This window comes from Eubacterium sp. 3_1_31, from assembly GCF_964249515.1.
Classification (GTDB): domain Bacteria; phylum Bacillota_I; class Bacilli_A; order Erysipelotrichales; family Erysipelotrichaceae; genus Longicatena; species Longicatena caecimuris.
In genome coordinates this window covers 1-14,652 of sequence record NZ_CAXUBY010000018.1, presented here as the reverse complement: position 1 = coordinate 14,652, position 14,652 = coordinate 1, and the positions used below count along the sequence as shown (strand labels likewise).

Annotated in this window: 15 protein-coding genes; 4 read left to right on the top strand and 11 right to left on the bottom strand. The window is 37.8% G+C overall.

The annotated features are described in order from the left end of the window. Window positions 1-75 precede the first annotated feature (75 nt). The gene (locus ACESSZ_RS08755; RefSeq protein ID WP_331866763.1) at window positions 76-1,749 is read left to right on the top strand and encodes an asparagine synthetase B family protein; all 1,674 of its coding nucleotides are present in this window, start codon (window positions 76-78) and stop codon (window positions 1,747-1,749) included. Window positions 1,750-1,877: 128 nt separating this feature from the next. Here ACESSZ_RS08755 and ACESSZ_RS08750 read toward each other — a convergent pair whose 3' ends face one another. From ACESSZ_RS08750 to ACESSZ_RS08735, 4 genes are all read right to left on the bottom strand, one after another. Continuing rightward, window positions 1,878-2,966, bottom strand: coding sequence for a DNA recombination protein RmuC (locus tag ACESSZ_RS08750; RefSeq protein WP_008688805.1), 1,089 nt, complete (start codon window positions 2,964-2,966; stop codon window positions 1,878-1,880). Between the two features lie 68 nt (window positions 2,967-3,034). Next, entirely contained in the window at window positions 3,035-3,451 is a 417-nt protein-coding gene (locus ACESSZ_RS08745) for a competence protein ComK (RefSeq protein ID WP_008688807.1), read from the bottom strand. A gap of 202 nt (window positions 3,452-3,653) precedes the next feature. After that, window positions 3,654-4,124, bottom strand: a complete 471-nt coding sequence (locus tag ACESSZ_RS08740; protein WP_008688809.1) for a RidA family protein — start codon at window positions 4,122-4,124, stop codon at window positions 3,654-3,656. A 13-nt stretch (window positions 4,125-4,137) separates the two neighbouring features. Next, a complete protein-coding gene (locus tag ACESSZ_RS08735; protein WP_008688810.1) occupies window positions 4,138-5,394 on the bottom strand; it encodes a hemolysin family protein in 1,257 nt (418 codons plus the stop codon). Window positions 5,395-5,775: 381 nt separating this feature from the next. Here ACESSZ_RS08735 and ACESSZ_RS08730 point away from each other — a divergent pair, with 381 nt between their 5' ends. Beyond that, a complete protein-coding gene (locus ACESSZ_RS08730; protein ID WP_008688812.1) occupies window positions 5,776-6,021 on the top strand; it encodes a DUF3892 domain-containing protein in 246 nt (81 codons plus the stop codon). A 25-nt stretch (window positions 6,022-6,046) separates the two neighbouring features. On the opposite strand, the gene ACESSZ_RS08725 is transcribed toward ACESSZ_RS08730, so the two are convergent. From ACESSZ_RS08725 to rdgB, 3 genes are read right to left on the bottom strand one after another with little or no spacing between them, the layout of a single operon-like run. Next, window positions 6,047-6,604 (bottom strand): hypothetical protein, encoded by a 558-nt coding sequence (locus ACESSZ_RS08725; protein WP_226896921.1) that lies wholly within the window; start codon window positions 6,602-6,604, stop codon window positions 6,047-6,049. Window positions 6,605-6,624: 20 nt separating this feature from the next. Continuing rightward, window positions 6,625-7,134, bottom strand: a complete 510-nt coding sequence (locus ACESSZ_RS08720; RefSeq protein WP_132225162.1) for a tRNA (cytidine(34)-2'-O)-methyltransferase — start codon at window positions 7,132-7,134, stop codon at window positions 6,625-6,627. A 1-nt stretch (window position 7,135) separates the two neighbouring features. Then, window positions 7,136-9,394 (bottom strand): RdgB/HAM1 family non-canonical purine NTP pyrophosphatase, encoded by a 2,259-nt coding sequence (gene rdgB / locus ACESSZ_RS08715; protein WP_132225160.1) that lies wholly within the window; start codon window positions 9,392-9,394, stop codon window positions 7,136-7,138. Window positions 9,395-9,466: 72 nt separating this feature from the next. Between rdgB and ACESSZ_RS08710 the strand changes: the two genes are divergently transcribed. After that, a complete protein-coding gene (locus ACESSZ_RS08710; RefSeq protein WP_008979029.1) occupies window positions 9,467-10,309 on the top strand; it encodes a choline/ethanolamine kinase family protein in 843 nt (280 codons plus the stop codon). A 108-nt stretch (window positions 10,310-10,417) separates the two neighbouring features. Here the strand turns inward: ACESSZ_RS08710 and ACESSZ_RS08705 are convergent, their stop codons facing one another. After that, window positions 10,418-11,437 (bottom strand): LacI family DNA-binding transcriptional regulator, encoded by a 1,020-nt coding sequence (locus ACESSZ_RS08705; RefSeq protein WP_008688821.1) that lies wholly within the window; start codon window positions 11,435-11,437, stop codon window positions 10,418-10,420. 37 nt (window positions 11,438-11,474) lie between these two features. Continuing rightward, window positions 11,475-12,347 (bottom strand): Cof-type HAD-IIB family hydrolase, encoded by an 873-nt coding sequence (locus ACESSZ_RS08700; RefSeq protein ID WP_230326884.1) that lies wholly within the window; start codon window positions 12,345-12,347, stop codon window positions 11,475-11,477. A gap of 133 nt (window positions 12,348-12,480) precedes the next feature. Here ACESSZ_RS08700 and bcp point away from each other — a divergent pair, with 133 nt between their 5' ends. Beyond that, a complete protein-coding gene (gene bcp, locus ACESSZ_RS08695; protein ID WP_008688826.1) occupies window positions 12,481-12,954 on the top strand; it encodes a thioredoxin-dependent thiol peroxidase in 474 nt (157 codons plus the stop codon). 74 nt (window positions 12,955-13,028) lie between these two features. On the opposite strand, the gene ACESSZ_RS08690 is transcribed toward bcp, so the two are convergent. Together ACESSZ_RS08690 and ACESSZ_RS08685 are read right to left on the bottom strand one after the other, a co-directional pair. Next, complete coding sequence (locus tag ACESSZ_RS08690) at window positions 13,029-13,271, bottom strand: PRC-barrel domain-containing protein (RefSeq protein ID WP_008688827.1); 243 nt, start codon at window positions 13,269-13,271, stop codon at window positions 13,029-13,031. Between the two features lie 44 nt (window positions 13,272-13,315). After that, window positions 13,316-14,095 (bottom strand): SigB/SigF/SigG family RNA polymerase sigma factor, encoded by a 780-nt coding sequence (locus tag ACESSZ_RS08685; RefSeq protein WP_008688829.1) that lies wholly within the window; start codon window positions 14,093-14,095, stop codon window positions 13,316-13,318. Window positions 14,096-14,652 lie beyond the last annotated feature (557 nt).

The following is a 14,652-nucleotide window of genomic DNA, read 5'->3' as shown; positions in this document are numbered from 1 at the left end:
GCTTTCATGCAATTACAAACATTTCATACTACTTTTTGAGAAAATGACATACACTAAGATGAAAGGAAGGATATCATGAAATCTTATGTCATGAAGATACAGCAACATACGCATAGTGATGCGGCTAAACTCATCTTATATCAAAATAAAGCTTATGAAGTAATCGTTCAAGGAGAAATATATAATGCGCAAAGTATCTATCAATTATTAAAGGAAGCCTATCCTCTGCAGGAGCGTCTGGAAGATATTGTCTTTTTTGCTTATCAACGTTGGGGCGAAGATGCCATGTTGGAATTAGAAGGAGCCTATTCCTTTGTTATCAGTAGTGGCAAAGATGTTTTTGCCGCAAAAGACCCCTTAGGATTATCTCCGTTATTTTATAGTAAGACAAACGATACCATCTGGCTATCCAATCGTATAGATGCTTTGCTAGAAGCCAGTCAACAACCGCGTATCTTGAATAGTCACGGTATTTTAGAGCTATTTTCCTTTGGTCCGAGCTTATCAATGGATAAAACATTATTTGCCAATGTTGCTTCATTGCCCATGGGTTCATTTTTACGCATCCATAATGGGGATATCAAAGTTAAGACATACTATAAGCTACCCACCATCGAGCATCATGATGATATGGAAACGACTACGTTAAAAGTGCATGATCTCTTATGTCATTCTATACAACAACAAATGCATCATTGTAAGGCATCTTTTTTATCTGGTGGTTTAGATAGTAGTATTATTACAGCTGTTTGTGCAAAAGAGAAAGAATGGCATACGTATTCTTTGGATTATGAAGGAAATGCAAAAAATTTTAAAAGCAACATGTATCAGGTTTCCATGGACAACGCCTTTATCAATCAAATGCTAGAACGCTATCCTTGTACACATCATTGGCTGATGCTCAAACAACAAACATTAGCAGATACCCTAGAAGAAAGTATGTTAACCAGAAATCATCCCGGCATGGCGGATGTGGATGCTTCATTGCTTTGGCTGTGTCAGCAGGTTGCCCAAAAGGAAGCTGTCATTCTAAGCGGAGAATGCAGTGATGAAATTTTTGGCGGCTATCCTTGGTTTTATCGTGATGAATTAAAAGATTTGCCAACCTTTCCTTGGTTACGTTCTACCCCACAGCGCATAGAACTGTTAAAGGATGATATAAAACAATTGGGTTATGAGGCTTATATACAACAACAATATGAAGATAGTATTCGTGATATCCGATATCTGGATACTGACAGTGAAGATGATCGACGTGCTCGTCGCCACACACAACTTTGTTTAAAATGGTTCATGCAGACTCTTGTCACACGTCAAGTATGCGAAGGTGATCGTGCCAACTTAACGATTCGTGCTCCTTTTGCAAATGTCGCCTTGCTTGAATACGTATATAATATCCCTTGGCAGATGAAATTCTATCATGGGCAGGAAAAAGGCATCTTGCGAAAAGCCTTTGCAAATGAATTACCTGAAGAAGTATGTTGGCGCAAAAAGAATCCTTTCCCGAAAACACATAATCCGCAATATGCTGATATTGTCGCAAAGATGCTGATGGAACGTTATAAAGACTCTACTTCTGCTTTACATGAGCTTTTAGACGATGCGCATCTAAAAGAATTGATAGCTACGAAAGGGGCTTCTTTTCAACTGCCATGGTATGGACAATTAATGAGTGGTCCACAATTACTTGCCTATCTTTATCAGATTGATTGCTGGATCCGTGATTACAACATTAAGATTGAAAAGTAATCATGCATGATTGTAATTGTGATATTATGAGTTGTGCTTCATCATAACGCAGAAAAAAAGGAGATTGAAATGCTATGCTTCATAAATAGCTTTCAATCTTCTTTATCATGATATAGATAAAAGTGTATTTACGCTGTATCCTTTTTTGTTAACTCTACTGCCTGTATTTCTTGAAAACGCATATGCAACTTATTTGCTGTGATAGACAACAAGCGCATATCCTGATAACACTTATCAAAATCACTTTGCACATTCTGATAACGCTTTGCAAAACGTTCAAACTCCATCTCTAATTTCTGTAGTTCTTTTTGCATTTGTGCCAGATTCTCATTGCGTTCGACACCTAAATAAATTGCTTTGATTGCCGTGATGTATGCCATCAGTGTGGTAGGAGATACCATATACACCTTTTCCTGATAAGAATAGTTCACAACCTCATCACATTGTGCATATAAATACGCAAAAACAGCTTCAGCAGGAAGAAACAAATACGCAAAATCCGCCGTTTCTTGTGGCAAAATATATTTTTGTGCAATTGCTTTAATGTGTTTTTTCACATCATTGACAAATATAGTATGATACTTCTGCTGTTCTTCCTTCGTCTGTGCTGCCATGATACGATTGTAGTTTTCTAAAGGAAATTTTGAATCAATACAAATCATGTGCAGTGGTTCTTTGCCAAACAAAACAGCATCTGCAATTGCTCCATTGCTTAGTTTATACTGTTTTGCATAGCGTGATGTATTCACTCCCATTGCTGTTTCAAGCAATGAATATAGTTCTATTTCACCAAAAATACCACGTGTCTTTTTATCCGTTAAAACACGTTGAATATCGTTGATTGATAACGATAGCTCTTTTAAATTTCGCTGCCCTTCATCCAGCTTCCCCATCTGTTCCATCACCTGCGAAAATACTTTACTTGTATTCTCATAGCCATGTTGCACCGTCGTATTCACATGCTTTTCCATAACATACAAATGTTCGCTAGTTGCCTCCTTCCATTGGGCAAGCTCTCTTTGCATGGATAACTGAAGACGTTGCATTTGTTGCTGCATCGATTGTTGCATCTGAAACAGTGCTTCTTGCTGATGCTTTTCATTTTCCATTAGCACTTCTTTAACACGCAAAGTTTCTTTCGGTGATTGGCGAAAGAGAAAAAAAGCGATACATAAGATCAAAAAAGCACCTAATAAGATACCAAATAAGATTTCCATATTCATCATCCTTTTTTTACGTCTTTTATTATAACAGATATCAGCGTATTTGCGCATGGAAGATGTGTTCACTCATGAGCACGAAGATACATCCGCAATTGCTCACATCGTCGCATTTGTCTTTGTATTGTCCGATAGGCAATCGCTAGTTCTATTTCATCCTTACTGCGAAAAATCACCTGTGTCCTTTTCCCTTTTGCATGATAAGATACTACCTCATTGGCGTGAATCCAGATACAGTCATCCCGCGTAGCGGAAACAGTCGGAAACCAGAGGGTTTCCTTTTTCTCTGACACTAAAATGGGAACCTTTTGGTGAATCTGTAAAATTTTTTTCGCGGCTATTGTACGTCCTTGCAGCGTACTGCCATAAAACAGACAAGCTTCCTCTAGCAAAGATAACACAGGTTTTTTCACAATACAGTACTTCCCATGTTCCTTTAATAACACTGTCATTTCTTTCTTTTGATACATTGCTAACAGCATGTTTTCCCTCCTTTTAACTTATAACATAACATAGCTTTCAAAAGGAATTGGGAAATTATAAATTCTTTGATAGTTTATCAAAAACATCTTTAAAAATTATCGAATATGGTTAAATTTTGATATGTAAAAAAAGAAATCTTGATCCTTCAAAAATCAAGATTTCCTAATGTTTACAATACCTATATGATACGACATCTAGCAACTAGTCGCAGCAGCCTCCATCACAGCCACCGCCACAGCTTGAGCATCCGCTTTGCTGCGCTGCCAACTGCTGTTCATAAACCAAAGTATCAATTACGATACATTCAATTTCTAATTTTACATCCTTAGGCAGACGTGCTACTTGTACACAGCTTCTTGCTGGATATGGTTCTTCTAAGTATGAACCATACACTTCATTCAGCTTATCAAAATCATTTAGATCACTGACAAAAATCGTTGTTTTCACGATATGTTTATAATCAAGTCCCATATCATTTAAAACAGCCTTAATATTCTTCATAACCTGATGTGTCTGTTCTTCAATAGTAGTACCTTCGACTTCACCGGTTTCTGGATTCAAAGGAATTTGTCCTGATAAATAAACGAAATCACCCAACTTTACCGCTGGAGAATAAGGTCCTAATGCTTTTGGAGCCGTTTCTGGCTTAAATGCTTTTAAAAAGATATTCATGCTATGTAACCTCCTAGTCTAGCAATTCATCGTCATCATTTAATGACTTTATCTGTAACTCAAGTCTGGCAGCCATGCCATCCTTGGTATCCAGTACCTTGATCTCAAGATTTTCAAATTCAAGTTCACGACCTTTGCGTACCTTGCGATGCGCATTTAATTCATATATCCAAGCCGCAAAACTTCTGGCCTTGGTGATTGGGGCATCCTGATCATCGACATATTTATCGAAGAAATCGATCAAATTTACTTTCCCATCAATCACGAATGTGTGATGTCCAATTTCCACTACATGATTTGGCAAAGGGTCATATTCATCGTAGATTTCTCCAACCAATTCTTCCAAGACATCTTCCAACGTTACAATACCAACATATACATGGGATGTTTGTGATTCTTCAACGATTGCCATATGCTCTCGTGACTTTTGAATATTTTCTAATACATCCGGCAGTTTTTTACGTTGAGTGACAAAGATTGGTTCCTGCATCATATCTTTTATGACGATTTCCCGCTCTTCTAATAAGGCATCTAAAACATCACGAACGCGTAAGATTCCCACGACCTCTAAGGTCTCATAAGAAATCACCGGTAATCGTGATAATTTATGATCCTTCAGCACCGCTTTTAACTGCTCATAAGTTGCATTATCATACAAGAAGACAACCTGATCTTTCGGCACCATGATATCACGAACATTTTTATCATCAAATTCGATGACACTTTCGATCAATTCACGCTCTTCCTGTTCCAGAACTCCTTCCTGCTCAATCGTTGAAACGATTTCCAGCAGTTCATCTTCCGTAGCTGTAACATTCTCAATGTCCATCTTCTTTTCCCAATGTCCTTCCAAAGATTCAACCACAAAAGAAATCGGGCGAAAGATCGTCACCATTACCGATAATGGTTTCGCAACCAAGAGCACAAAGGATTCTGCCTTTGCCTTTGCTACGATTTTAGGGGCAATTTCGCCAAACACTAAAATCAGAATAGTCATCACAGCCGTTGCCAAAGCAACACCGCTGGTGCCAAAGATATCGGTCAATAATGCTGTAGCCAATGAAGTAGCTAAAATGTTCACTACATTGTTTCCAATTAAGATTGTAGTGATCACCGCTGTAAAGTTCTTAGAAATAGTATAAGCTGTTTTGGCTTTTTTATTGCCGCTTTTCGCCATCTGTTTCAAACGTATCATATTCACACTGGAATATGCAGTTTCCGTAGATGAGAAAATAGCTGATAAAGCAATCAAAGCCACTAATGCAATCATGAGGCATATTCGCGATCCGTCCAAGTATAACCACTCCCTATTGTAATGTCGATTCGCATTTGCTCTTAAGTATAAGAGGTAAGAGGCATGGAACATCCTCTTACTATGGTAACTATTATAGCGTAAATTTAAAAAAATTCAATCACAATGCCTGTTTTCCTTAGGAATTCGCCTATCTTTCTCTTTTATTTTCTTTGCGATAACCACATTTTATCTTTTTATGGTACCGCTAATCTAGAAACATGTTTGCCTTTTTGAAAGGTGAAGAACTTATATAGGGAAAACCATAGTCAAAACGCTATCGTTTCCAGTTTTTCTCAAGGTTATTTCCAGTATAATTCGACATGTGAGGCTCACAATAATGACAGGAGGTAAGTAAAAATGAAAAAATCAAAAAACAGTGAAAGAACACGTTTCGTAGCTGCCCGTCGTAACTCTGATGGAACCTTAAGTGAGTTTAAAGACGAAAATGGCAATGTTTACGATTACGAACAGGCATTAGAGGCTGTTGAACAAGGTATGATTGAAAATGCCCTGCCTTTTACCGGCCGTGATGGTGCACGTCATATCCGTGGCGTCAACGATGGAGACAAATCGACCAACCTACGTAATCTAAAAGAATTCTAAGCAAAAAGAACATATGGCTAACGATTTATGCCGTATGTTCTTTTTCTTCAATGCAAAGATAACTTAACGCATGACGATAATAAAGGATGCGTCGATATAAATGATAAAACAAAACCCCTGTTATCAAAATACTACCTACAAGGAGAAAAGCTCCCAACATTCGTATATAAAGAATAGCTTGCGCAAGTGAAGATGCCCGAAGTCCCAACATGACACACCCAAACATGACGCAGATTTCCATGATTAGTACCAACAAAGTGATGCCGGTTATTTTTTTTCGTTCTAAAATGGGAAAACCTATTATCAGCATGAGAAGTACTAGTATTTCTAACGGTTGCACACAGGATAACATGCATCCTAGAATGCGCAGAATGGACATATTGGCAAGCGATATTAATTCTAGGACTAGCCTGGAAAGATACGTATAAGATAGCATGGGATCATCCAACATAGCATAAAGTGCATCATACGATTGCAAAGATAACAACCGCACACTGATATACACATAAGGTAATACTAAAAGCAACAGCAAACAAAGGAGTATAAGAAAAAACAGATGATATCGTTTTTTTCTTGTATCCACAAAATGATCCAGCCATTCCATTACTGACTCAGCCAGTCCTCTCCCTTAATAACCTCCACCGGGCTTAATCCTGGATAATCCAGCTGACGCAACACTTCATATATGATAATGGCGGCACAGTTGCTTAAATTAAGGCTTCGCGCATTGGCCACCATAGGCAGTCGCATACAATGATCCAATTGTTTGGCTAAAATCGCTTTTGGAATTCCTGTACTCTCCTTACCTAATACTAAATAAATATCGCCTTCACATTGTGTAAAATCAATCTGGCTAGGCGCCTGTTTGCCATAACGGGTCATATAATAATAGTTATTACTAGGATTCTGTTTCGTGAAGTCGTCCCAATTTTCATATAAGCGATAATCCAATTCCTTCATATAATCCATGCCTGCTCTGCGTAAATGGGCTTCATCCAAAGAAAAGCCAAGGGGCTGTATCAGGTGAAGTTTGGTATTGGTAGCCATACAGGTGCGCATCATATTCCCAGTGTTCTGCGGAATTTCCGGTTCATATAAAACTAAGTGCAGCATATTAATTATCTCCTTCCAGATAAGCAAGCAATTGTGCTAAAGCACGGCCGCGATGAGAAACGGCATTCTTTTTTTCTTCAGATACATTCGCCAATGTTGTCTGATATGGTGGATAATAAAAAATCGGATCGTAGCCAAAACCTTTTGCCCCTTCCATATGATCAGCCACCAAACCTTCAACGATCCCGGTAAATACTTGCTCTTTCCCATCTTCATCAACATAGGCAATCGCACAGACAAATTGACAGCCTTTATCTGCAACATGTTTACATTGATCAATAATATATTGATTCTTAACATCATAAGAAGTATCCCTTCCCATGAAACGGGCACTGTAAACACCTGGTTCTCCATGCATGGCATTCACAGCCAGACCACTGTCATCGGCAATTACAGCAATGTGGTATTGCTCATAGATGGCTTTTGCTTTTATCAAAGCATTTTCCTGAAAGGTCGTCCCGGTTTCTTCAATATCAATAGGCTCGTTAAGATCCAACAAACTTTTGATGTGATACCCCAATGGCTCTAACATCGCCTTAAATTCTTCGACTTTATGAGCGTTGCTTGTCGCAATCATCATTTCTTTCATATCTTTCAGCTCCTTTATATAAGTAAGTTCTTTATTCATAAACCAACGTCTTGGCAAGGTTTGTCGCGCATTGTACAAGATCAGTTGATAGCCAAACTGTCCATGATCATAACCAACATCAACTAAGCCATAACAAAATAATTCCTTTTGATTTGCGATACCTTTACAAAAGGCAAAGGATAAGAGGTTTTTCTTTTCTTCTTGCGTGATCCAACAATCTGTAAAGCGATGTGGTTTCTGTTTAAAGCGTTTATAATAAGATCGTAGCAAGACAGCATCAACCGCTTGTTTGGACTGTTGTAAAATTGGATAAAAACAGGAAAACAGTTCATGTGGCTGATAAGGATGCGATAGTTTTTGATATTGTTCACCTAATGCCATGAATAAATCAAAAGGATTTTGATACCAGCCTAGCTCTAAGATTGCTTGTATACTATCTTTGGCGATGCCGCTATTCCAAAACTTTTCTACAGCTTCGCCACAGGCATGCAACTGTTTCAATTCTTTTGTACTCAGCCATGAAGTAGCCACAACATCATAAGGTGCTGTTGTTTGGGCCTGTAATCCATAAGAAGAACTTTCCTTTTTTAACTTGGTACCCTTTAACAACTTTAAGATGCCCAACTGTACCTCGCTTGCCTGTAAGGCAAACAACATATTAAAACTTTGTCGAAAGGTTGGCAAATCTTCATAAGGCAAGCCGGCAATCAAGTCCACATGCAGAATACAGCCGGCTTCACGCATTCGTTTAATGACTTGATGCAAACGTTCATTGTTTTGGATACGTCCTACGCTCTGTAAAGTTTTCGCATGAAACGATTGGACACCGATTTCAAAGCGAAATCTTGTTACATCTGCTTCTTTGGTGAAAAATTCCAATAACTCTTCACTTAATGTTTCTGCAACCACTTCAAATTGAAAAATCTGATTCTTACAATTTTGATTGATATAACGTGCAATACGCAAAGCTCGTTTAGGATCGGCATTAAAGGTACGATCTAAAAGCTTAACCTGCTTGACATCACTATTGGCGATTTGTTTAAGAATCTCCATAACATAGTCGATTGAAAACATACGGACACAACGATCCGCAGAGCTTAAACAATAGCTACAGCCATAGGGGCAACCACGACTCGTTTCCAAATAGAAATAACGATTTGCCATCTGCTGGCTATCCATAGCTAAAAAATATGGATTCGCTAATGTTTCCAACCACGACAATGCAACGCGTTGATAGTTTTTATTGGGAAATGCCTTTGTATAAATTCCCTCTACCTCATGAGGACTTTCTTCTTCCAGCATTGCTATATATTCCCAGACGCTTTTTTCACCTTCTCCGATGCTGATGGCATCTACGCCTTGCTCAAGCAAATCATAAGACTCATAACTCACTTCTGGACCGCCAACAAGAATATGCAAGTCAGGCTTTGTTTCCTTTAATAATCGTATGACAGCTTTGATGATTTCGATATTCCAAATATAACAGCTGAAACAGACGACTTCCACCTGCATAGATAAAATATCTTGTACAATGTGTAACGGATCATCCTTGATGACATATTCTTTTAAAAGCACATCCTCGCGATGTTCACATGCCACATACAGCCATCGCAATGCCAAATTTTTATGTATATATTTTGCATTACAGGTTGTAAGCAATGTTTTTTTCACATATCCACCTTCTTCGTCTACTTATTTTAACAAATTTCACGTAAATATGCTATGATTATACAGGTGATTCCTGTGAAAGATAATAATTTCCTCGACGCATTGTTTTTTGACCCTGATTTACAACTCAAAGACATGCAGAAAGGCTTAACAAATAAAAACTACCTGTTAACATTGGATGGTGAAGAATATGTTTTACGTATCCCTTTTGCCGATGCCGCAAACATTGTTGACCGCCATCATGAAACACTTGCTTTACAAGCATTAAAAGATAGTGACATTGATGTAGATACCATATATTATGATGAAGTCAGTGGCTATAAAGTTACCCGTTATTTAAAAGATGTGGTAACCTATGAAGAATGCATATATGAGGATAAGATAGAACGTGTGGCCGCCCTAATGAAACGATTTCATGGATTGCACACCACCATTGGTGTTTCCTTTGACCCCATTGGACGTTATGTACAATATGCTCGTCACGTTAAACACCAGCCCTTTGCATTTCCTATGTTAAATGATCTCATTAAAGAGCTGCAGCACATGAAACGTACGCAGGTGTTATGTCATAATGATTGGGTAAGTGGCAACATTCTTTTTACGCCCGCTAAAACTTATCTCATCGATTATGAATATGCCGCTGATAACGACCCTTTATTTGATGTCATGTCCTTTTTAAGTGAAAATAACATCCAAGATGAAACGTTGCGCGAACGCTTTTATGCTGTTTATTTTGATACCATGGACGATCAGCTGCGTAAGGATTTGTTATGCTTTGAAGCATTTGAAGATGTGTTATGGTGTCATTGGGCCTTAATGATGTTTGAAAGTCGTCAAGATCCTGTTTATATGCACATAGCAAAAGCTAAAGCACAAGGCTATAATAACGTTATTAACAAATGGAAAGCTTATCAATAAAAAAAAGCCATTCTACTGTTTACTTTACTGTAAACGTATATAGATGGCTTTTTCTATTGCTATAGAACATTTAGTCTTACGATAAGCATTCATGCTGTTTATAAAAAGTTATCGCACACTGTCTCCTTCTTGAAGGTAAAACATATTCTTTTGTTGAGGTATCGCTTTTTTTTCAATCAGCGCTTGTACTGCCGCAAAAACATCCTGTGCAAATACGTGATAATCATATACCACACTGGTCATGACTGGACTCATGATACGCGTAAGGTCCTGACCGCCAAAGCTAACCACAGAAACATTCTGAGGAACGCTAATATGATATTCTTGCACATACTTAGCAAAAGGAATCGCCAAAGCATCATCCTGCAAAATCAATAAATCGAGTTGTTCGGCAAATAATTCCTTAATTCTGGCATAAGTATCCAAATAGCTGCCATCACTGATCTTAACCGCAAAATCGTGTGGTTGCTTCACTTCACGATAAGCCTCTTTTATACCTTCCATATGTAAGTTGGCCAACTGTACATTACTACCCAGGTAGCGAATCATCAAATGCTGCTTCTGCATCAGATACTTGCCTAACACTTCAGCAGCCTGTGTTTCAGGGATAGTAACACTAGTAATTCCTTCCCCTTTCGCACACAAATAAATGATTGGAATCGCCGTTGTTCGCATCTGTTTTTGAATAAATTCAACACTGGAACAGCTCATTACAAGAATCGCATCCATATTATTGACGATACAGGAAGTTAAATACGTTTCTTCCAGATCTTCCCGATTCTGTGTGAAATATACCTGCAGCAGACATCCCTGTGTATATAGCTCCTTACAGATCGCATCAAGTATCTCACGTGTTCTAGGCAACATCACCTGATCACACAATAAGGCGATACGATAGCCTCTGTTAACAGTGCTCTGTTTTTTTAGGACGCGTTTTTTCTTTTCTATTTTTACTTCTTCTTCGACTGCTTTCTTCATAGCTTTTGCGACATAGCCCGTTTCTTCGATGGCTTTAGCAATGCGAAGCGCAATATCCTCTTTGACGTTTTCATCTTTTAAATAACGGGATACAGTAGCTTTTGATACTTCAGCAAGAGCTGCCACATCCGCAAGAGTAGCTTTTTTCATCATCTTTTCCTCACTTCATTTCTATTGGTATTTTACCTTACTTTTCTTGAATTGACAAGGTTTCCAACAGCTGCTCCAAAATATCAGCAACGCCATCTTCCTCATTTGTATAACGGCTGATATAAGCAGCTGCCTTTTGGATGTAGCTATGTCCGTTCTTCATCGCAATACTGTTGGGAAATTCTTCAATCATACTAAGATCATTCAAGGAATCCCCAATGACCAAAACATCCTCTTTCGCAATGCCTTTTTCCTTACAAAAAGCCGCAAGTGCAATGCCTTTTTGGGCTGTTTTTTGCGTCACTTCAATATTATCTTCTATCGAATTGGTCACATGCAACGCCTCACATGCCTGTAATTCACTGCGTGCTTTTTCTAAATTCTGCAATAAACCGCCAAAAGCTTCCATCTTATATACAGGTATCTCTTCGCTCAAAAATGCAGAAATATCCTTTACTTCTCTGGCATAGCGACAAAACCCTGATTCATCCTTCATTTTCATAGCAATCCCCTCATCCAATCCCTGCTGTTGTAAATGCTCTAAAAAAGCTTTTACACAACGTTTTTCATCAGAGGTGATCGTTCCTATACCGGTAAACATATGATAGCAAATATCATACTTTTGAAAAATGGCATCTACCAAGCGGATATGCTCCTTTTTCATCGTTACTTCATAGAGTGCTTTCCCCTTTGCATCCGTAATCAAAGCCCCATTCAGCAGCAAATACTCACAATCTGGCAATACGTGTTCAAACATAGGAATAACACTTTGTGCCATTCTTCCGGTTGCCACCATAAATTGAATGCCTTGTTCTGCTAATTTGGGCAATACTGCTTTACTTTTATCCGATAAGCCATGGTTGCCATCTAATAAGGTGCCATCTAAATCACAGGCAATTAATTTCATCATTTCTACCTACTTTCTTACTGGATATAGTGTATCATTAATATCCTGGTTTCGCCAATCTTTCATGCAAATTAATTGCTCCACTTCTTATTTATCGCGTATAATAAAACTATGAGATGAGAAAGGATGTATGATGATGTTAGAAATTGGAACTACGGCCATTGATTTTACCCTGCCGGATGAACAAGGCAATTTGATCAGTCTTCATTCCTTTAAAGGAAAAAAAATTGTATTATACTTTTATCCAAAAGATAATACCCCTGGATGCAGCAAGCAAGCCTGCGCCTTTAAAGCTGCTTATGATGTTTATAAAAGAAACGATATTATTGTTATCGGAATCAGTAAGGATTCTTCACGCTCGCATTTACGTTTTAAAGAGAAATACGATTTGCCTTTCATTTTATTATCCGATGAGGAACATAAAGTCATTGAAGCATATGATGTCTGGAAAGAGAAAAAACTATATGGTAAAACCTATATGGGCATTACGCGCAGTACCTATGTAATTGATGAAGAAGGCACGATCATCAAAACCTTTGAAAAAGCAAATCCTGCAACAAATGCACAGGATATCCTAGAGTATCTAGCGCAATTATCAAATGAGCAATAACCAACAAAAATAAGACTAACAAACAAAAAAAGAGGTCATAACCACATCTTCGATTTATGGTTATATCCTCTTTTTTATGAAAAGCGAACAAGAATCACATCACCTTCTATGTTTTCTATTTCTTTCACCATGATCTGAATCTGTTCACATTTAAAAAACCACGGCAGCATCTTTTTAACAAATGGCTGCAAAGGCTGAACAAACAACGAATGAATCTCATAGGTACAAGGGTCAAAGCCAAGATCTACAACAAGTCCAACTAAAGAACCATCTGCTATGTTAATGACCTGTTTATTGCATATATCACTAAAGCGCATTTTCTCACCTACCATCAGTATATGAGAAATAACGATTTTGGTGCCTAGATTTCAAATTCTTTTTTAAGTAAGGCAATCGCATTTTTTTCTAGACGCGATACCTGTGCCTGCGAAATACCCAATTCATTGGCGATTTCTGTTTGTGTCTTATCCTGATAATAGCGTTTCTGAATAATATCCTTTTCTTTACCCTTCAAGTTTCGCATGCTTTTTTTTAATGTCATATAATTCGATAAACGCTCAATTTCGTCCTTGTCATCCTTAATCTGATCCAATAGATACAGCTCATCACCATCCGAATTATAAACAGGTTCAAATATCGATACGACACTTTGCGTAGAATCTAATGCGTCAACAACATCCTTTTCTTTGACCTGTAGTTGTTCAGCCAGCCAATGAATCGTTGGCTCTTTTTGATGTTCATGGATATACTCTTCTTTTAAGCGAAAAACTTTATAGGCCAAATCCTTTAAATGCCGTGATACCCGAATTACTTGATTGTCACGCAGATAGCGTTTGATCTCTCCCATGATCATAGGGACTGCATAAGTGGAAAAACGTACTTCATGTTTTAAATCAAAGTTATCAATGGATTTCACCAGTCCAATACAGCCAACCTGAAATAAATCATCCATATTCTCACAACGATTTGAAAAACGCTGAACGATGGACAACACCAACTTTAAATTTCCCTGTATCAAATCCTCTTTTGCCTGTTCATCCCCACTTTGATACTTTTTAAATAATTCTTTCATCTCCTCGTTGCTTAATACTTTTAAATCAGCCGTATGAATACCACTGATTACTACTTTATAACGACTCATGTAACTTCCACCTTCCTGCTTAAATGACTATACAAGAAGTGTTCCCTTGCCAAGATTTGCTTATGCCAGAATCCTACTGTAAGTAATTGGAAACAGAAAAGACTTGACAATCAAAAAAAAGAGATAGCATGAGGTCCGTGAGGTTTATGCAAAAATGCGTTATACATGCTGCACAGATTGTTAGAAATGTAACAGCACAACGTACGTCATCATAACCAGCAAGTAACAAAGCAGCATCGCTTATGAAAAAGGGGTTTGGGGTGAAGTAGTCGTTTCGTTATGTGCTATTCATCAGCCAAAGATTCTGTACTGCTTCACGCTAATATGGGGATTTATCATAAAAAAATGAGATATTTTATAGTCATAAAGATGAATGTAAGATAGTAAATGAATTCAAGCAAACCGTAAAAGAAGATATTGAGTAGTATACGTATAGAATAATAAAAAAGATTAACCTCTGTACAATACAGAAATTAATCTGGATATCTAAATTATCGTAGGGATAAGCGATACCTCTAAATTATCATAGGGTTTCGTAAAAGGTTGGCTCTAAATTA

Coding starts and splice junctions, on each gene's coding strand:
- ACESSZ_RS08720 (WP_132225162.1), bottom strand. CDS start 7,134: ATGCTGCACTTAGTTTTATATGAACCGGAAATTCCGCAGAACACTGGG.
- ACESSZ_RS08730 (WP_008688812.1), top strand. CDS start 5,776: ATGAAAAAATCAAAAAACAGTGAAAGAACACGTTTCGTAGCTGCCCGT.
- ACESSZ_RS08745 (WP_008688807.1), bottom strand. CDS start 3,451: ATGCTGTTAGCAATGTATCAAAAGAAAGAAATGACAGTGTTATTAAAG.
- ACESSZ_RS08735 (WP_008688810.1), bottom strand. CDS start 5,394: ATGATTGCATTAGTGGCTTTGATTGCTTTATCAGCTATTTTCTCATCT.
- ACESSZ_RS08685 (WP_008688829.1), bottom strand. CDS start 14,095: ATGAGTCGTTATAAAGTAGTAATCAGTGGTATTCATACGGCTGATTTA.
- ACESSZ_RS08755 (WP_331866763.1), top strand. CDS start 76: ATGAAATCTTATGTCATGAAGATACAGCAACATACGCATAGTGATGCG.
- ACESSZ_RS08705 (WP_008688821.1), bottom strand. CDS start 11,437: ATGAAAAAAGCTACTCTTGCGGATGTGGCAGCTCTTGCTGAAGTATCA.
- ACESSZ_RS08690 (WP_008688827.1), bottom strand. CDS start 13,271: ATGCGCTTTAGTGATATATGCAATAAACAGGTCATTAACATAGCAGAT.
- ACESSZ_RS08700 (WP_230326884.1), bottom strand. CDS start 12,347: ATGATGAAATTAATTGCCTGTGATTTAGATGGCACCTTATTAGATGGC.
- ACESSZ_RS08740 (WP_008688809.1), bottom strand. CDS start 4,124: ATGAATATCTTTTTAAAAGCATTTAAGCCAGAAACGGCTCCAAAAGCA.
- ACESSZ_RS08750 (WP_008688805.1), bottom strand. CDS start 2,966: ATGGAAATCTTATTTGGTATCTTATTAGGTGCTTTTTTGATCTTATGT.
- bcp (WP_008688826.1), top strand. CDS start 12,481: ATGTTAGAAATTGGAACTACGGCCATTGATTTTACCCTGCCGGATGAA.